We start from the raw sequence: 19666 nt of genomic DNA, 5'->3' as shown, positions 1-19666 counted from the left end.
GGTTCACGCCGATGACCGCCGCGCCTTATGACGGCACGTCGGGGCACGAACCGGGCGAGCGGCGGCTGTTCTCGATCAAGCTACCCGAGGGTAATTACCGCGTCACCGTGACGCTGGGCGATCCGAAACGCGCATCGGTGACGACGATCAAGGCGGAAAGCCGGCGGCTGATGCTCGATGCCATCTCGATGCCACGCGGCGGGAGCGTGACGCGCAGCTTCGTCGTCAACGTTCGCACCCCCGCACTTGCCCCGCCGCCGCTCAATGCACCGGGCGGTACGGCGGTACGGCTGAAGGACCGCGAGCAGGGATCGTTTACCTGGGACGACCGGCTGACACTGGAGATACTGGGCGAGACGGCGGCGGTACGATCGGTGGAGATCGCACCGGTCGAGGTGCCGACGCTCTACCTGCTGGGCGATTCCACCGTCACCGATCAGCGTTTCGAACCGGCGGCAAGCTGGGGCCAGATGCTGACGGCGTTCTTCGGCCCCGACATCGCGGTCGCCAACCATGCCGAATCCGGCGAGACGCTGAAATCCTTCGTCACCGAACTGCGGCTGGACAAGGCATTGTCGCGGGTGAAACCGGGCGACTGGGCGATGATCCAGTTCGGGCACAACGACCAGAAGGCACAGTGGCCGCAGACCCATGCCCCCGCCGCGACCACCTATCGCGACTGGCTGCGCGCCTTCGTCGCCGAATTCCGGCGGCGGGGCGCGACACCGATCCTCGTCACCTCGCCCGAACGGCGCAACTGGACGGGCGACCGGATCAAGCCGACGCTGGCGGACTATGCCGAAGCGGTACGCGCAGTGGCGGCGTCGGAAAAGGTGCCGCTGATCGACCTGAACGCCGCCTCGATCGCCTTTTACGAGGCGCTGGGGCCGGCCCGCGCGCCCCTCGCCTTCAACGATGGCGGCAAGGACGCGACACATCACGACAATTACGGCGCCTGGGTGCTAGCGCGCGCGGTGGCGGAGGGAGTACGAACCGCCGGCCTGCCGCTGGCCACGATGCTCGCCCCGAAGCTGCCGCCATTCGACCCGGCGCATCCACCCGCGCCCGAGACATTCCGGATCGCCCCCAGCGTCGCGTTCAGCGACCAGCGACCGGCAGGAAACTGACCCGATGGACCGTCGCACGCTTCTCGCCTCCGGCCTTGCTATCGCCAGCATCGCACCACTGCGCGCGCAGGCCCCCGCCCCGTTGAAGGCGGCACAGCGCCTGCCGCTCTGGCCCAGGGGTGTGCCCGGTGGCGAGGGGCGCATCGTCACCGATGTGTTCGTCAAGCGATCGCCCGATGGTCCCGCCGACGACATCGCGTGGACGCACCTCGCGACCCCGGTATTGAAGGTGACGCCGGCCGCCCGCCCGAACGGGACGGCGGTGCTGATGATTCCCGGCGGCGGCTATGCCCGGATCGCGGTGGGCAATGCGCCATCGAACCTCGCCCAGCTTTATGCCGCGAATGGCACGACCGCGTTCGAACTGCTCTATCGCCTGCCGCACGACCATTGGGCGGCCGGGCCGGATGCGCCATTGCAGGATGCGCAGCGGGCGATGCGGGTGATCCGTGCCGGAGCTGCGGGCTGGGGCTTCGATCCGGCGAAGGTGCTGGCGCTGGGATTTTCGGCAGGCGGGCATCTGGTCGGGCGGCTGGGGGAACAGGCGGCGGCGAAGACCTATGACCCGGTCGATGCCGCCGACGCGCTGCCGGCGCGGCCGATGGCGATCGGCATGTTCTTCCCCGTGGTGACGATGGCGGAAGCGGACGCGCATGGACCATCGAAGCGTGAATTGCTGGGCACCGCGCCGGATGCGGCGACCACGGATCGATATTCGCTGGAACGCCACGTCCCCGCCACGATGCCGCCGACCTTCGTCTGCCACGCCGCCGACGACCGGACGGTACCCTATACCAACAGCATCCGGATGTTCACCGCGTTGCAGGCGGCGAAAATTCCGTCGGAGATGATGATCGGCGAGGCGGGCGGCCACGGCGTGCCGCTGATCGGACGCGACGGCAAACCGCATGTCTGGATCGATCTGGTCGCCGCGTTCGCCGCGCGACACGGCTGGGCGGCGTGACGATGTTCCGCGCCCACCCCTCTGCTCCTCCCCGGCGGAGGCCGGGGTCCAGTTGGGCGAACGGGAACGATGAATCACGACAGCCTTCCCAACTGGGCCCCGGCCTCCGCCGGGGAAGAGCCATGGCCAAGATATCAGCCACTGGGTCGATCGCGTGATCGACCGACGCACCGTAATCGGCGCGAGCCTTGCGATGCCGCTGTTGACTGCCGCCGCTGCACCGGTCGACGTGCGGACCTTCGGCGCGAAGGGTGACGGGCGGACGCTGGATCATGACGCGATCAACCGCGCGATCGTCACGGTGGCACGGTCGGGTGGTACGGTGCTGGTGCCTGCCGGGCGTTACCTGTGCTTCTCGATCCGGCTCAGGAGTGGCATCACGCTGATGCTGGCGGCGGGCGCGGTGATCGAGGCGGCCGATCCGGCGCGCCATGCGGGCGGATACGACCTGCCCGAATCACCCTCCAACGACGTGTATCAGGATTTCGGCCACAGCCATTTCCACAACAGCCTGATCTGGGCGGACGGGGTGCATGACGTGGCGATCGTCGGCCCCGGCATGATCGACGGGATCGGCCTGACGCGTGAGGGGCCGGGCGCGCGGTGGAAGGGCGGCGGCAAGAACGCCGGGTCGCACCCCGCCTCGATGCGCGGCGTCACCGGCACCGAAATGCGCCAGCTGGAACCGGACCGCAGCCTGATGAACGGGCGCGGCAACAAGGCGATCGCGCTGAAGAACGCGCGCCGGGTGCGGATCGCGGATCTGACGATCGCACGCGGCGGCCATTTCGCGATCCTCTGCACCGGCTGCGACGATGTGACGATCGAGGGTCTGCGGATCGACACCAACCGCGACGGCATCGATATCGACGCCTGCCGCCGCGTCATCATCACCAACTCCCACGTCAACAGCCCCAATGACGACGCGATCGTGCTGAAGGCAAGCTATGCGCTGGGCGAGAAGCGCGCATGTGAGGATGTGACGATCACCGGCTGCTCGGTATCGGGCTTCGACCCCGGCACCTTGCTGGATGGTACGCGCCAGCGGACCCAGCAACTTGCACCCGACCGCGACCGGGTGACGGGGCGGATCAAGCTGGGCACCGAATCGCATGGCGGTTTCCGCCGCATCCGGATCGAGAACTGCCGTTTCCAGCGATGCCGCGGGCTGGCGCTGGAAACGGTGGATGGCGGCGTGCTGGAGGAGGTGAGCGCCCGCAATCTGACGATGGGCGAGGTGACGACCGCACCGCTGTTCCTGCGCACCGGCGACCGGCGCCGTGGGCCGGATGGCACTGGCCTTGGCCGCATCCGCCACGTCGCGATCGCCAACCTGACCGCCACGGGGATCGATCCACGCTTCGCGGCCTCCATCGTCGGGCTGGCGGACAGCCCGATCGAGGACGTGACGCTGACCGATCTCGATTTCCGCTATGCCGGCGGCGGTACCGCCAGTTATGCGGCACGCCCGGTGCCGGAGGCGCGGGACGGCTATCCTGAACCCAGCATGTTCGGCACCCTGCCCGCCTACGGCCTGTATGTTCGCCACGCGCGCGGCATCACCGCCCGCCATGTGACGCTGTCGACCGACATGCCCGATGCCCGCCCGCCAGTGATCGTCGAGGACGGGCGAGACATCGTGATCGAAGGGTTGAGGGCATCGGGAGAGGCGGTGGTGACGGGTGGCAAAGGGGTGAGGATCGTGGCTGCTGACTGACGCCACCCCCCTGAAGAGATCGTCATAAGACCACTCCTGCCTCCCCGACGAAGATCGGGGCCCAGTTCGGTGGAGGGCAGTGATCGCCCACCGCAGCCTCTCCAACTGGACCCCGGCCTCCGCCGGGGAAGTAGCTTCTGCCGAGGCTACACATCCTGCTGCAGCAACCCATTGAACGGGACGGGTATAGAGGAAGGGTAATTGACGCGCCCGCCCCAATCGGGCATGACTCCCAGATAATGATCCGTTGTCCCACATGATCGACGGACGGAGAGGTCCGATGTCTACCCACGCGTTTCGTATGCAGCTGAAGCCCGGCGTCATCGACGAATATCGTCGCCGTCACGACGAAATCTGGCCCGAACTGGCCGAGGCGATCTCGGCCGCCGGTATCTATGATTACTCGATCTTCCTCGACGAGGAAACGCTGGCGTTGTTCGCGGTGCTGAAGCTGCGCGACGATAACACGCGTGATGCGCTGCCGCACCAGCCGGTGATGCGGCGCTGGTGGGATCATATGGCCGAACTGATGCTGGTGGAGCCGGACAACAAGCCCGTCGAATGGCCGCTCGTGCCGCTGTTCCACCTCGCCTGATGCGCCGCCTCGCCCCTCTTCTCGTCGGCGTCGCCGCGCTGCTCGGCGCCACCGCAGCCCCCGCGCAGGTCGCAAACCCGGCCAAGCCGCGCGTGGCGTTCGACGAACGGTCGTTCATCATCGACGGCAAGCCGACCTTGATCTGGTCGAGCGAATTCCACCCGTTCCGCCTGCCCTCCCCCGATCTGTGGCGCGACATCCTGCAGAAAATGAAGGCGAGCGGGTTCAACGCGGTCGCGCTGTATTTCGACTGGGGATACCACAGCCCGAAACAGGGCGTGTACGACTTCACCGGCATCCGCGACATGGACCGGGTGCTGGACATGGCGAAGGAGGAAGGGCTCTACGTCATCACCCGCGCCGGGCCGTATGTGAATGCGGAACTGTCGCGCGGCGGCTTTCCCGGCTGGCTGGTCAACCAGCGCGGGCGGGCGCGCAGCGACGATCCCGAATATATGGCGGCGGCTGACGAATGGCTGACCCGCATCAACGCGATCATCGCGCGCCACCAGCTGAACGACGGGCGCGGCACCGTGATCCTGCACCAGATCGAGAACGAACTGGCGATGACCACGCCGTCGCAGGGCCGCTACATGCAGCACCTGTACGACAAGGCGCGCGCCGACGGCATCACCGTGCCGATCTTCCACAACGATCAGGGCCGCAACGGTTACTGGGTGCCGAAATCGTCCACCGTGCCGCTGACCGTGCCGGGGCCGCAGGAACTCTACGCGTTCGACGGCTATCCGGGCGCGACCTGCACCGTGCATAACAAGGTGACCAAGGGCGCCCCCGCCCCCGACTGGGGCCTGTACGGCGAGGGCGCGCGCGGCGGGGCCAGCGCCTCGCCCAAGACGCCAGGGTTCATCGCCGAATTCGGCGGCGGCTGGTTCGATTACTGGGGATCGAACGGCATGTACCCGTGCAACGCGATCCAGCGCGGTGTCGGGTATCAGCGCGTGTTCTACGGCACCAACATCGCCAACGGCATCGCCGCGCAGAGTTTCTACATGGGCTATGGCGGCACCAGCTGGGGCTGGCTGCCTGCACCGGTGGTGTACACGTCCTACGATTACGGATCGGCGATCTCCGAAGCGCGCGTGCTGCGCGACAAGGCACTGGAGTTGAAGCAGCTCGGTCAATTCGCGACCGGGGTGGCCGATCTGGCGAAGCTGGTGAAGGCGTCGCCCGTCACCGTCTCGGCGGCGGACGTGCAGGTGTATCACGACCGCAATCCTGATACCGATGCGCGGTTGCTGTTCGTGGCGCACAAGCCATCGACCGCCGGCGGTGACAAGATCTTCACGATCACCGCCGACCTGCCCGATGGCCGCTACAGCTTTGCCAGCGAACTGCACGGGCTGGACGCCAAGCTGTTGCTGGCGGGATATGATCTGGAACGGCAGCGGCTGGTCTATTCGACTTCCGAACTCCAGACTTCGTTGCGGCGGGGCGCGGAGGACATCGCGCTGCTCTATGGCCGGCCGAGCGAGAAGGGCGAAACCGTGCTGCGCTTCGCCGCCGCGCCGAAGGTGACCGTGCTGGAGGGCGATGTCGCCTCGGCCTGGGATGCCGGCAAGCGGGACCTGAAGTTGACCTATGCGCATAACGGCCTCGCCCGCGTGCGGATCGAGGGCGGCAAAGCGCCACTGACGCTGCTGATCGGCGAGGTGAAGGAGGCGCAGCGCTTCTTCCGTCCCGATCCGGCGACACTGGTGCGTGGTCCCAACCTCGTCCGTCATGCGACGCTGTCGGGCGGTACGCTGGCGCTGACCGGCGACACCGCAGGGGGCGAGCCGCTGGAGGTGTGGACCAGCGCGGACCGCGTGCGGTGGAACGGGCAATCGATCGCGACGACGCGCAGCGGCAGCGGCAGCCTCGCCGCACGGACCGCGCTGGCCGGACCGCGCGCGCTGACGCTGCCCGAATTGACCGGGTGGAAGAGCGCGCCAGGATCACCGGAAACCGATCCCCGCTTCGACGACAGCGCATGGGCGGTCGCCTCGGGCGGGCGCAACGCCAGCACGATCCGGCCACCCACCGGGCAACCGAGCCTGTCGATGGACGGCTACGGTTTCCACGACGGCGACGTCTGGTATCGCGGTCGCTTCACCGGCTCGCCCGAGGCGAAGACGATCGCGCTGCATTACGGTGCAGGCGGTGCGGGGATGCTGCAACTGTGGCTGGACGGCAAGCTGGTCGGCCAGCACGAACTGCCGACCGGCCTGCCCCGCCCGATCACCACCGGCGTCGCCGAATTCGCGTTGCCCGAGGCGGCCTCTGCGCCGGGCGAGCATGTGCTGTCGGTGATGGTCCGCAACAACGGCCATAACTGGGATCTCGATTCCGACGAGTTCCACAAGGAGGCGCGCGGGCTGATCTCCGTGTCGATCGCGAAACCCGGCGGCATCAGCTTCGCGGTGCCGGTGGCGTGGAAGATCCAGGGCAAGCAGGGCGGCGAGGATCTGCCCGATCCGATGCGCGGCCCCGCCAACAATGGCGGCCAGTATGGCGAACGGATGGGCTGGCACCTGCCGGGCTTCAACGACACCGGCTGGACCGCCGCGACCGTACCGGCGCAGACGCCGGTGCCCGGCACGATCTGGTATCGCACCCGCTTCGATCTGACCGTGCCCAAGGGCGATGATGCCACGATCGGCGTCCAGTTCGGCGATCCCGCCACCCCGCGTTCGCCGGGGCCGGGGCGTTACCGCGTGCTGGTCTTCGTCAACGGCTGGCAAATGGGGCAGTTCGCCGCCAATGTCGGCCCGCAGCGGACGTTTCCGGTGCCGGAGGGAATCCTGAACCATCGTGGCCGCAACACGCTCGCCCTTGCCGTCACCGGCGACGGTGCGCCCGGCGCCGCGTTGGAGCCGGTGAAACTCGTCACCCTACATCATGTTCGCGGCGGCGTGTCTGTCGGCACCGTCGCCGCCCCCACCACCCTATCGACCCCCAAGGAGTAATTCGTGGCCGCCCTTACCCATCAGGTCCCGCGCAAGCAGGTGACCGACGCGATCGCATTGCTGATCGACAACCTCGTCAACATCAAGGACGAGACGGGCGAGTTCCTGTTGCGGCTGGAGGACGGCCGCGTCATCGACACCAAGGGGTGGAACGACTGGGAATGGACCCACGGCATCGGCCTGTTCGGCCTGTACCGCTATTACGAGCAGACCGGCGATCAGCACGCGTTCGACGTAATGCTGAAATGGTTCGAGGACCGGTTCGCCGCGGGCACGCCGACCAAGAACATCAACACGATGTCGCCGTTCCTGACGCTGGCCTATCTATACGAGCAGACCGGCGACCAGAGCTATATCCCCTATCTCGACACCTGGGCCGAATGGCTGATGGCCGATGACGGCCTGCCCAAGACCGAAGAGGGCGGGTTCCAGCACATCGTCTTCAACGACGAGAATCCCGGCGAAATGTGGGACGACACACTGATGATGTCGGTGCTGCCGCTGGCCAAGATCGGCTTGCTGCTGGACCGGCCGCATTATGTCGAGGAGGCCAAGCGCCAGTTCCTGATCCACATCAAGTACCTGTTCGATACAAAGACCGGCCTGTGGTTCCACGGTTGGGACTTCAACGAGCGGCATAATTTCGCCGGCGCGCTGTGGGCGCGGGGCAATTGCTGGGTCACGATCGCGATCCCCGAGATCATCGAGATGCTCGATCTGCAGCCCGGCGACGCGTTCCGCACCTTCCTGATCGATACGCTGGCGGCGCAGGTGAAGACGCTGGCCAAGCATCAGGACGAAAGCGGTCTGTGGCACACGCTGATCGTCGATCCGACCAGCTATCTGGAGGCATCGGCGACGGCGGGCTTCGCCTATGGTATCCTGAAGGCGGTCCGGAAGGGGTATCTGCCGCGCCATTACGAGGCGGTCGGGATCAAGGCGGTGCAGGCGGTGCTCGCCAACATCGACGACAAGGGCGAGTTGAAGCAGGTCAGCTTCGGTACCGCGATGGGCGACACGATGCAGTTCTACAAGGACATCGCCCTCACCTCGATGCCGTACGGCCAGAGCCTTGCGATCGTCGCGCTGGGCGAGTTCCTGCGCTCGTATATCTGATCGACTGACCAATGGCTGTTCCCCGGCGAAAGCCGGGGGCCAGTTGGGCCGAAGCGACGCGAAGACGCGCAGCGCCCGCCAACGACCCACATCGCTACTGGACCCCGGCCTTCGCCGGGGCACGGATTATTCTTACGTTGAGGAAGCCCATGGCCAGCACGCCCGCCGCTGTCGTTCCCGCGATGCCCGTGGCCCCCTCACGCCCGGTCAAGTGGTACAACCTGCTCGCCTATGGCTCGAACGACGTGCTGGGCGCAGGCTCGATGGCGGTCATCAGCACGTGGATCCTGATCTTCTACACCAGCTTCTGCGGGCTGTCGGCGGCGCAGGCGACGATCATCTTCGGCGTGGCGCGGGTGCTGGATGCGTTCACCAGCCCGATGATCGGGCATCTGTCGGACAATATCGGCCGGACGCGACTGGGCAAAAGGTTCGGGCGGCGCCGGTTCTTCATCCTCGCCGCGATCCCGCTGCTGCCGGCATTCGCGATCATGTGGGTGTCGGGACAAAGCTTCTGGTATTATCTCGTCACCTACGTCCTGTTCGAGATGGTCTATGCGATGGAGATCATCCCGTACGAGACGCTCGCGTCCGAAATGGCGACCGATTACAAGACCAAGGCGAAGTTCGCCGGCGCACGCATCCTGTGCGGCCAGTGTTCCGCGATCGCCGCCGCGTTCCTGCCGGCATGGCTGATCGCCTATCTGGGGCCCGATTCGCCCGACACCTACCTGTACATGGGCATCATCTTCTCGATCCTCTTCATGGGTGCGGCCGGGCTGCTCTATGCGTTCAGCTGGGAACGGCAGCGGCCGCCGGAGCTTGAGGCGGAGGAGGATGCGCGCGAGCGACCGACGCTCGGCGCGTCGTTCCGGGCTTTGTACCGCAACCTGTTCTCTACGCTGCGCATCCGCGCGTTCCGCCTGCACCTGGGCATGTATCTGGGCGGGTACATCAGCCAGGACATCTACAACGCGGCCTTCACCTATTTCGTGATCTTCGCGCTGGCCGGATCGACCGCGATCGTCGGGCAACTGGTCGGCGTGACCTACATCGTGCAGCTGGTCGCGGTGGTGCTGGCGATCAACTTCGCGCTGCGGCTGTCGCCCGCGATGGCATATCGCTTCGCCGCGCTCAGCTTCGCGATCGGGGTGTTCATCTTCCTCGGCATGTATGGCGCGGGCTATACCGCCACCTCGTCGCTGTTCTGGCTGCCGGTGGTGTTCGCCGGGCTGGGGCGCGGCGCGCTGAACTACATCCCGTGGGCGACGTACAACTACATGGCCGACGTCGACGAGATCGTGACCGGGCGCCGGCGCGAGGGTGCGTTCGCGGGGGTGATGACCTTCGTGCGCAAGATGAGCCAGGCGCTGGCCGTCATCCTCGTCGGACAGGTGATGCAGGCATCGGGCTTCGTGTCGAAGGCGACAGTGCAGAGCCCGGAGGCGATCGCCGCGATCGTCGGCGTGCTGGGGCTGGGGACGGTCGCGATGCTGATCTTCGGCGTGATCGTGTCGACGCGGTTCCGGCTCGACCCGAAGACGCATGCGATCCTGCTGGACGAGATCGAGCATCTTCGCGCCGGCCACCACACCCCCACCGATGAGCGTAACGCCCGCGTGGTCGAGGACCTGTCGGGCTGGCGCTACGACCAGCTCTGGGGCCGGAACCCGGTGGCATGAGCGGGCCGATGTTCGGAGCGGACAGCGCGACGGCGTTGTGGGACGACGAACCGGTCGAGGGCGCGTTCACGCTGTCCGACGAGGGCGTGGTCGGAAGGGTGGCGCGGCCATGGCTGTTCGGCTTTGCGGGCGGCGCGGCGGATGCCCCGGCGATGCTGGTGCTGGCCGGCGGCGGCTATACGCAACTGATGGTCGAGCGGGAGGGCGTCGCGGTGGCGCGGTGGCTGAACACGCTCGGCATCCACGCCTATGTACTGGTCCATCGTTTCCCGACCACCGATACCGGGCCGCTGGCCTCGCGCGCCGATGCGATCCGGGCGATGGCGATGATCCGGGCGGTGGGGCATGGTGCTGTCGGGGTCGTCGGCCTGTCGTCGGGCGGGCACCTCGCGGCGTGTCTCCTGGCGGAGGGCGCTGAAGTGGCACGGCCGGACGTGGCGGTGATCGGCTATGCGCCGATCTCAACCAACGCGGCTGGGCGCACCATCGTCGCCGACAAGCCGCCGCTGCCGCCGGTCGAGAAACAGGCGATGTACGATTTGCTCCAACCCGACGCGCAACTGGCGGATGCGCCGCCGCCGACGTTCATCGTCTATGCCGGCAACGATCCCGTCGTACCGGTAGCCAACGCGTACCGGCTGAAGGACGCGATCGTGGCGAAGGGCGGTGCGCCAGACCTGCACATCTTCGCCGATGCACCGCATGGTTTCGCGCTGGATACGCCGGACCTGCCGGTCAGCCTGTGGCCGCTGCTGTGTGCGGCGTGGTTGCGGCAGACCGGGTTCGCGCCGGACAGTTAAACCCGGTCGGCCCGGCGCAGCTACCATTATCTGTCATTGCCAGCGCAGCGAAGCAATCCAGAAGCCGCGCGCCTGACGCTCTGAATTGCTTCGCTGCGCTGGCAATGACGGCGGGTGGAAAAGCCCCTCCCCGTATGGAGAGGGGCTTGCGAAGATCAGCGCAGTTCCAGCACTACCACCGACTTCGCGGGCAACGTCGCCGACAATGTACCGCCGGCCATCTGCGCGCCCGTGAAGGCGACAGGGGTCACCGCCGCGGCCTGACCGAACTCGTTATGAGCGTCGATCGTCGCGGCGGTCAGCACGCGGCCGGTGGCCCCGGTCGCCGTCACGCCGTCCAGCGTCAGCGATACCGCCGCCGGCCGGTTGGGATCGACATTGGTCAGCGCGACGCGGATCACGCCATCCGCCCCACGCGCGGCGATCGCGCTGACCGACGGCATCACCCATTGCGCATTGTTGTACCAGGGCGACTTCAGCTCGACCGGCAGCACGGTCGCATCCTGGAAGCCCTTGTACATCTCGAACACATGATAGGTCGGGGTCAGCACCATCTGCCCCTCCTTCGTCAGGATCATCGCCTGCAGCACGTTCACCATCTGCGCGATGTTGGTCATCCGTACCCGGTCGGCGTGGCGGGTGAAGATGTTGATGTTCAGCGCCGCGACGATCGCATCGCGGAGCGAGTTCTGCTGGTAGAGGAAACCGGGATTGGTGTTCGGTTCAACATCGTACCACGTCCCCCATTCGTCCACCGCCAGATTGACGCGCTTGCCGGGATCATATTTGTCCATGATCGCACTGTGCTTGGTAACAAGCTCTTCCATCTTGAGCGTCTTCGACAGCGTGCGCGCATAATCCTCTTCGGAGAATCCGGTCGCCGGTCCCTTTTTCGCCCAGTCGCCGGGCAGGGTGTAATAATGCACGCCGATGCCATCGATATGGCCACCGGCCTCGCGCATCATCACCTCGGTCCAGTTATAGTCCTCCGCATTGGCACCGCTGGCGATCTTCAGCGTTCGGGTGCCTTGGGGCACCTTGATGAACGTACCGTAGCGACGCGTCAGGTCCGCCGCATAATCCGGCTTCATGTTGCCGCCGCAACCCCACAGTTCGTTACCGACACCGAACATCGGCAGCTTCCACGGTTGCTTGCGGCCGTTCTTGGCGCGCTCGTCCGCCAGCGTACCGGCGGGGGCGGTCATGTATTCGACCCACTCCGCCATTTCGGCGGGCGTACCATTGCCGACATTGCCCGAGACATAGGCCTCGGCACCGATCAGTTCGGCGAAGTCCATGAATTCATGCGTGCCGAACGCATTCGATTCGGTCACGCCGCCCCAATTGGTGTTGACCTTGGTCGGACGCTTGTTCCGGGGGCCGATTCCCTCCCGCCAGTGATATTCGTCGGCGAAGCAGCCGCCCGGCCAACGAACCAACGGCACCTTCAGCGCGCGCAGCGCCGCGACCACATCGTTGCGGTAGCCGCGGGTATTGGGGATTTTCGACCCCTGCCCCACCCAGATGCCGCCATAGATGCCGTAGCCGAGATGTTCGGCGAACTGGCTGAAGATGCGCCGATCGATCGTCGCGCCGGGCGCCCCCGCTTTTACGGTACCGGTCGCGGTGACAGTCGTTGTTGCGGCGACCGGTACGGCCTGCTGCGCAGTCGCCGCGACAGGCGTCAGCATCATCGCTGCCGACGCCAGCACCGCTCCAAGGAATCCAGCCTTCATACATCCTCCCAGATTTTATCTGGTCCGAGTAATGCACCGCGCCGCCGGCGTAAAGGTCAGGACACCTGTTGCGACTTGTTCTTTTCCGACCATGGCGGAATGGTGCCGCGATCGATCGCCTCCGGCACCAGCGCCAGCAACTGGATCGCCGCCAGCCCCCATTGCGAGGCGGCGTTGGTCGATACGCCGGGCCATTCGACCACGGACGCGCCCGATGCATCCTTGATGGTGCGGCGCGGGTCGGTGGACCACGTGCCCAGCCCCGCTTCGCCGGAGAAGAACTCGGTCGCAGCCCGATCCGCCAGCGCGGTGTCGCCTTCGGCATGGGCGGCCCAGGCGGTCAGCCGCGAATGGCCCTCGCGCAGGTTGCGGGGGCCGGCCGGGGGGGCGAACTTCGCCACGAAATCGGCGCGCGGCGCATTGTACCATCGGCAATAGTCGAGCCACGCGGCCTTGTAACGCGGCACGTCGATCAGCTGGATCATCTCCGCATTGATCTCCACCGCGCCGAACACCGCGCTCAGATGCGACAGGCGGATTTTCGCGCCGGGATCGAGATAGCGCCCGCTCTTCAGCTCAAACGGCGCGCTCCCGGTCAGCCAGCCGCGCGCCATGCGGCCGATGCTGTCCATCCCCGCCGCAATCCGATCGCGCCATTTCGGGTCACCGGTCCGTTCCCACTCGGTCAGCCACGCGCCGCACAATGCGGTCCAGCTGGGGCCGAAGCCCATCTCCACCGTGCCCGGCGGCGTCGGCGCGGGCGGGCCGGAAGGCACCTTGCGCCCGATCTCCACCGTGGTCAGCGCATGGTCGCTGACCAGAAATTCGCGCAGCAGGTCGCCGGTGCGCTCATCGGCGGTCAGATAATAGAAGTGACGGCGATAGATCGCGTTGGCGACGCGCGGCTGTTTCGAACTGTCGGCGAAATGCTGGATGCCGTGGCGCGTGCCCAGCCCCATGAAGCGGCCGAGGTGATAGCTGTCGACCTCTCCCGTGTGGCGCGTCATCGCCTCCGCCAGCCGGAACGCCTGCGCCTTGCCGGTGCGCAGCGCGGCGGACCACAGCCACAGGTCGGGCGAGAGTTCGCTGTTCGCCCAGGCGAAGCCGCCGATGTCGTATTTCCACTGATGCCGGTCGCTGTCGTAGCTGTGCATCACGTCGCCGTGGTTCCAGAATCCGTACCAATTGCGCCGTTCGACCTCGCCCGCGTAGAAATCGATCAGGCGGTCCATCTGGTCCTCGATCGCGGCGCGGTTGGCGGTGGAGCGGTCGGGCAGGCCCCAGTCGCCCAGAACCTGCGCGGTGTGCAGGCTGGCCGGGTCCGCCATCAGTTGCGGCGGGGTGGCGTTTGCCATCGCCATCGCTGCCAGCGTCGCGGTCGGCGGGGTGGCGGGCAGTGCCCACAACGTCAGTTCGCTGGTGCGCGCGATGCCGGTCGCACTGTCCCAGCCGGGCTCGTAATCCTCATAGGTGATGTCGAGCCCCTCGTTCTGCGCGGGGAAACCCTCCATCCCCATCACGCCGCGATAGGGGCGCAAATCCATCGCCGGCGCCTCAGGCGACCATAGCCATGCGGTCAGCGTCGCGGTATCGGTCGCGGCGTCGCGGATGTGCAGGGCGCTGGGATGGCGCTCCCAGAAGAACCGCTGCGCGATCGCGACGCCGCCGTCCGGACCGCCGACATAGGCGAGGCCGGGGGCGCGGGCGCCTTGCGCAGAATCGATCCAGGCATGGCCCTCCCCCGTCCGCTTGACGATGGTATAGCCATGCGCGCTCGGCTGTTCGAGCGACACGTCGCCCCAGGTGGGGATGCGCTCCAGCCGGTCGCGCACCGTCTTGGCCATCTGGTCGAGCGGCGGCACCGCCCGCCCCTCGATCTGCGCGGCGCGGAACGCAGACCCGGGATCGCGACGCAGGCCGGTAAGCGGCCGTACCGCCTCGACGAACATCGGCCCATCCGCCGCCAGACGCAGATGGCGATCGTGCATCGCGCCACGCATCGGCACGCCGGCGCGGATACCGATCGCCGACAGGAAATCCTTTGCCGGATCGCCGTCATAGACGAAGCTGTGGACGATACGCAGGTGGTTGCCGCCCGCATAGGCATAGAGCCGCACGGTGAAGGGCAGCCAGCCACGCGGCCCCGCCCGGTGCATCCCCTCCACCTTAATGCACGCGCGGACGGGGCCGCGCTGTTCGATCGTCACCCGCTCGACCCGGCCGGTGAAATCGACCGGCACTCCCTCGATCGACGGCCGCACCGCCCCGACCAAAGTCACCGGCCCCAACACCGGCCGGTCGCCATGTCGCGCCCCCCGAATCAACACCTCGCCGCTGCGCGCGACTTCCCACGTCACCGGCCCCTGCCGGATCAGGATGGCGTCGCCGCGTTCCTCCACCCGCACCGCGCCGGTCGGCACGGCCGGGCGGCCGGGCGCGACGGTCAACGCGTCGGTCGCAGTGCCGGGGGGGATGGCGTGCGCGGTCCACTTGATCGATCCGTCGGGCCAGGTCGCGGTGGTCCACGCCTGCGACGGCACCGCCGTGCCGCCCGCGCTGACCGACAGCGCGGCGCCCTTGCGCAGCCGCCCGCGCGGCCAGGCCACGCCTACCGTCTGGCCCAGATGCAGCGGCGGCGCGGTGCCGTCGATCCAGCGCAGCGGCACCGGCGTCGCGGCCGGCACTTTCGCCAGCGCAGCGCCAAGACCCGGCGCGATGCCGGATGCGGTGGTGGCGATGCCGCCGAACAGCGCGGCCTTCACCGCATCACGTCGGGAAATGGTCATGGGAATGGGTCCTTCAGGGATGCGTGATGCGGACGCGCCGGATGCGCAAGTGGCTGGCCGTAGTGCGCATCCCGAACCAGCCCCGGGCATAGGGCGCGGCGTCCGTCAGGGTGAACAGGGTTGCGCCGTCCCGCTCCACCGCGATGCGCGACCCGTCCGCGATCAGGCGGATGCGCGTCCAGCGGTTGGGCACCAGCAAGGCCGGCGCATCGGCACGGTCATGTTGCGGCAGCAATGGCCGGTCACCGGGCCGGCCGACATAGCGACGCATCCGCGTCGACGTGTTCCGGTTGCCGCCGATGCCGACATAATAGGTGAGGAGCGTATCATACGCCTCGAACTTGCCCGAGCGCCGCCCGATTGGCGAGCCGCCGGGCGCTCCCGGATCGGTCGCCATCCAGAAGGCGTTGACGTCGCTGACGTGATCGTTCGCGCCACCCACCTGCACCGCCATCGCCTCGAACGCGATCGTCGCGGGGCCGGTGATCGCGCGGGGATACCACAGCGTCAGCCCGCCGGGCGTATCGATATCGATCACCCGCCCGTCGCCCCGCACCCGCGCGGCCGGATGTTCCGCTTCGACCCGCCACCCCGACACCCGCATCGGCAGATCGCGGCCGGCAACCGGCGACGGCGCGACGATCGCAAGCGCACACAAAAATGCCCCGGCACGAACGGATCGCACCGGGGCAGAGCGGCCGTTGCTCGCACGACGACCGCAGGGGAACGAGGGGGTGGAGGGACGGGCGAACTGGATAGCCATGTCGATGCGCCAGTCCCTCACCTTACAGCTTCAACTGCGCACCCACCGTGATGCGCTGGCCGGGATAGGAATATTCAATCGGCCGGGCTGCATCGATATAGGTCTTGGTGAATTCCTTGCCGAGGTTCTGCCCCTCCACCCAGATGCTGTAGCGCGGCGAAAGCCGGATCAGCGCTTTGGCGTCGAGATAGGTTTCACCTTTCCGGAAAATCGGATTGCTGCCGTTGTTTGAGTCAGCTGCAACCTGCAACCACGAACTACGGCGATTGAAATTGAACTTCAGGTTGAGCCAATCCTTGTCATAGAAAGCGCTGGCATTGTACGTGAATTTTGACAGACCCGGATAGGCGTTGAGCGGATCGCCCGTCGCAACATTGGTCAGCGCATTATTTAGTACACGAGCATAGGTGAAGTTGCCACTGAGCCCGAAGCCGTCAAATGGCTGCGGCAGGAAGGTGAAAACCGTCTGCGCGCTCGCCTCGAACCCGTCCAGCTTGGCACCGAACCCGTTAACCGGCTGACGGACAGTATAGAGCACGCCGTCACCAAACAGATTGACGTCCGCCCGCGTCTGCGCCGGCAGCACGAAGCTCTTAATGTCCTTATAGTAATAGCCAAGGCTTACCAGTGTATCAGGCGTGGGATACCAAGATACGTTCACCTCGTACTGGTCGGCACGATAGGGCTGCAAAGCGGGGTTGCCTGCCGTGCAGACATCGTTGATCCCAACCGTATCCAGCGTATCGAACGTGCAGCTGATCGACGGCGACAAATCGGTCGGCCGCGGTCGTGCCAGATTTTTGGCATAATTACCGCGTACAAACAGGTTCTGCTGTACTTCAAGGTTGAAGTTAACCGCCGGCAACCAATCGTGATAATCGTTTTGAAGCGTGATTTCCTGAACTTGAGCAGTGAAATTCTCCGTCACTGCGGGAATGATGGTTCCATTAGGCAGCGTCACGCCGGTCCCAGGCACGATCCGTCGCTCGACCCGGGTGTTCACACTCGTGCCCCGATCACGGGTGTAGGTATAGCGCATACCGGCGTTACCGGTCAGTCGCATGCCAAGGAATTCCTGCTCGAAATTGAACTTCAAGTAACCGGCGACGATATCTTCGTTGATGACGTAGCTGGGAATTTGCGGCAGGCCGTCCGCCGAGCGTACGTTATCCTGATCGAAACCGGACAGATCGTAATAACGTGACAGATTGCCGTAATTGAACAGTGGGATCGCCAGTCGTGTCGGCGCGCCTTCCGGTGTGGCGGACAGCCCGGTGAACAGTGGCGCTCCGCTGGTGACACCCGCATTCTGGGCGACGAACTGCTGGTACTGCGCCTGCGTGAGATACACCGTATTGGCGGCACGGACAGCAGGCGGCGTATCGGTGATGATCGTGTTCAGCGAGACGTTGGCGCTGGTCTGGAATACCGCTGGAGAAGCAACGATGCCCTGTGCCGGCACCGCAGTCACCGCAGGACGCAACAACCGGTTACCGCCACCGAGATAGCGGAAATATTCCGACTCGCGATACTGACCTCCGAATTCGACGCTGCTGAGCAGTGGCAACAGGTCGCTGGTGTCGTAATCGACGTCCAGCTTCAACTGCTTCTCGCTGGTGCCCGCATCTTCTGGACGATACTGGACACTTGGCCCCGGCTGTAGCAGCCGCTGGCCGTTGGCCCCCGTACGATTGAAGTTGGCGTAATCAGCCGGGTTGGCCGGATCGAAGCTTTCCGGGAAAATTAGCACGGGTACGCCGGCATCGTTGCGGCGATCCACCTGAATGCTGCCAACGCCGGTGCTGATCGACACCAGATTGGTGTTGTTGATGAGCTTCGCCTTCGAATAGGACGCGAGCCCAATCGCCTTCATCCGGTCCAACTCGTAATTAAAGCCAGTTTGATAGTATTGAGTCAGCTGGTTGTAGTCGAAATCACGACGCTGGACGCTGACGATGCTGTTTGCACCCAGATAGGTTGGCGCTGCCGCAGTTCCGGTATTGATGCCGTTCGCCTGGGTGACCCAACTGGTGACGGTGTGTGTCTCCTGATCGACGCTGAACGTACCGGGGGTGATACGCTGACGGCTTGCGCCCTCGAACAGATTAGTGCCCAACGCACGCCCGACCGGGGTGATCGGGCCATCGAAATTGAAGCGATCGACCGAGCCGGCATTCACCGCATAGTTGGCGTCGCGCAATTGCTGGATGCGCTGGTTGACCTGTGCCTGGCCCCAGATGTTGAAATTGTCGGCGACCTTGAACTGTAACTGGAAATCGGCGGTAGTACGCTTGTCGTTGCGATCTAGCGTACGATAGCGGGCGATCGTCGGCGCCCAGTCAAAGAACTGGGTTTCGCAGGCGAGACGATTGGCGGTGGCCACCGCTTGCGTATTGCCGGTCGCGCCCGAGCAGCTCTCGTACGTCGCGTAGTTGGCGTAAGTGGGATTGGCGATCGTCTTGGTAGACGAGCGGTCAAAATCGGCGATCCGGCCCCAATTGGTATTGGCGGCATAATCCTCGCGCGTATCAACGTCGGAATAGGTGACGTTGACGATGAAGCCGAGGCGGTTGTCGAGGTAATCGCCACGACCGGCGGTCAGATTGAAACGTGGTTTCCATGATTCCGTCAGGTCGAGATGCTGCGCCTCACCTTTCACACTGAAGATCGGACTTTTTAGTTCGAGCGGCCGCCGCGTCTCGACGCTGACGGTGCCGCCGATGCCGCCTTCGGTCAGGTCGACGGTGTATCCCTTGTATACGTCGATCGACTTGACGAGTTCGACCGCCAGTTCGCGGAAATCACCACCACGGGCACCGTTTGCCGATTGCTGGCTGACGCCGTTGATCTCGACGCGGTTCAGATCGGGCTCGACGCCACGGATCGAAATCTGGTTTCCCTCGCCGAATGTACGGCTCAACTGCACGCCGGTGATGCGGCCCAGCGCTTCGCCGACGTTCTTGTCGGGGAAGCTGGCAATGTCGTCGGCGACGATCGAGTCGACCACGGTGCCAGCGTTCTTCTTGCGCGCGATCGCCGATTGCAGCGAGGCGCGGGTGCCGGTGACGATAATGTCTTCGGGGTTCGTGTTTTCCGGCGTGTCGGGCGTGGCCGGGTCCTGCGCGGTGGTGACGGCTTCGGGCGCGGGATCGACGGCCTGACTGCCGGTGGTGTCCGTCGGCGTCTGCGTGGCCGGCACGGTCTGGGCGATCGCGGCGGGGGCAACGGCCATGCCCGTCACCAGCGCGATCATCGACGTGGCGCCGCGGATCGCGATAGCCCGGTTACGAAACGTCTTCACCCTGAACCTCCCCAGTATTCCATCCCTGACGACGCCGTCGGTCGGCATCGCGAGCATTTTCCATGCCTTGTGGCTCGCCATATCCCAGGTGGGACAGGATGCAAGCCTATTTT

At 65.8% G+C, this 19666-nt stretch carries 12 protein-coding genes; 8 read left to right on the top strand and 4 right to left on the bottom strand.

All coding sequences use genetic code 11. The annotated features are described in order from the left end of the window. Positions 1-11: 11 nt before the first annotated feature. From ABD719_RS09525 to ABD719_RS09490, 8 genes are all read left to right on the top strand, one after another. Entirely contained in the window at positions 12-1127 is a 1116-nt protein-coding gene (locus ABD719_RS09525) for a rhamnogalacturonan acetylesterase (protein ID WP_425567156.1), read from the top strand. A 4-nt stretch (positions 1128-1131) separates the two neighbouring features. Next, entirely contained in the window at positions 1132-2091 is a 960-nt protein-coding gene (locus tag ABD719_RS09520) for an alpha/beta hydrolase (protein WP_344693142.1), read from the top strand. A 154-nt stretch (positions 2092-2245) separates the two neighbouring features. Beyond that, the gene (locus ABD719_RS09515; RefSeq protein WP_344693140.1) at positions 2246-3808 is read left to right on the top strand and encodes a rhamnogalacturonidase; all 1563 of its coding nucleotides are present in this window, start codon (positions 2246-2248) and stop codon (positions 3806-3808) included. 280 nt (positions 3809-4088) lie between these two features. Further along, the gene (locus ABD719_RS09510; RefSeq protein ID WP_344693139.1) at positions 4089-4403 is read left to right on the top strand and encodes an L-rhamnose mutarotase; all 315 of its coding nucleotides are present in this window, start codon (positions 4089-4091) and stop codon (positions 4401-4403) included. Beyond that, positions 4403-7369: a beta-galactosidase gene (locus ABD719_RS09505; protein WP_425567155.1), complete on the top strand. Its 2967-nt coding sequence runs from the start codon at positions 4403-4405 to the stop codon at positions 7367-7369. Before ABD719_RS09510 ends, ABD719_RS09505 begins: the two co-directional genes overlap by 1 nt. A 3-nt stretch (positions 7370-7372) precedes the next feature. Next, the gene (gene bglB / locus ABD719_RS09500) at positions 7373-8485 is read left to right on the top strand and encodes a beta-galactosidase BglB (protein ID WP_344693136.1); all 1113 of its coding nucleotides are present in this window, start codon (positions 7373-7375) and stop codon (positions 8483-8485) included. Between the two features lie 149 nt (positions 8486-8634). Further along, positions 8635-10167: an MFS transporter gene (locus ABD719_RS09495; protein ID WP_344693135.1), complete on the top strand. Its 1533-nt coding sequence runs from the start codon at positions 8635-8637 to the stop codon at positions 10165-10167. Continuing rightward, positions 10164-10967 carry an alpha/beta hydrolase gene (locus tag ABD719_RS09490; protein WP_344693134.1) on the top strand — a complete coding sequence of 268 codons (804 nt, stop codon included), beginning with the start codon at positions 10164-10166 and terminating at the stop codon, positions 10965-10967. The genes ABD719_RS09495 and ABD719_RS09490 overlap by 4 nt, the downstream gene beginning before the upstream one ends. A gap of 155 nt (positions 10968-11122) precedes the next feature. Here ABD719_RS09490 and ABD719_RS09485 read toward each other — a convergent pair whose 3' ends face one another. From ABD719_RS09485 to ABD719_RS09470, 4 genes are read right to left on the bottom strand one after another with little or no spacing between them, the layout of a single operon-like run. Further along, complete coding sequence (locus ABD719_RS09485) at positions 11123-12703, bottom strand: alpha-N-arabinofuranosidase (protein WP_344693133.1); 1581 nt, start codon at positions 12701-12703, stop codon at positions 11123-11125. Positions 12704-12759: 56 nt separating this feature from the next. Beyond that, on the bottom strand, positions 12760-15489 hold the full coding sequence (locus ABD719_RS09480; RefSeq protein ID WP_344693132.1) for an exo-rhamnogalacturonan lyase family protein: 2730 nt from the start codon (positions 15487-15489) through the stop codon (positions 12760-12762). A 13-nt stretch (positions 15490-15502) separates the two neighbouring features. Next, positions 15503-16252, bottom strand: a complete 750-nt coding sequence (locus ABD719_RS09475; RefSeq protein ID WP_344693131.1) for a DUF6250 domain-containing protein — start codon at positions 16250-16252, stop codon at positions 15503-15505. Positions 16253-16274: 22 nt separating this feature from the next. Next, complete coding sequence (locus ABD719_RS09470; RefSeq protein ID WP_344693130.1) at positions 16275-19610, bottom strand: TonB-dependent receptor; 3336 nt, start codon at positions 19608-19610, stop codon at positions 16275-16277. Positions 19611-19666 lie beyond the last annotated feature (56 nt).

The sequence above is a fragment of the Sphingomonas cynarae genome (assembly GCF_039537815.1).
Taxonomy (GTDB): domain Bacteria; phylum Pseudomonadota; class Alphaproteobacteria; order Sphingomonadales; family Sphingomonadaceae; genus Sphingomonas; species Sphingomonas cynarae.
The sequence above is the reverse complement of the archived record's forward strand: the minus strand, read 5'-3'. Positions and strand labels throughout refer to the sequence as shown.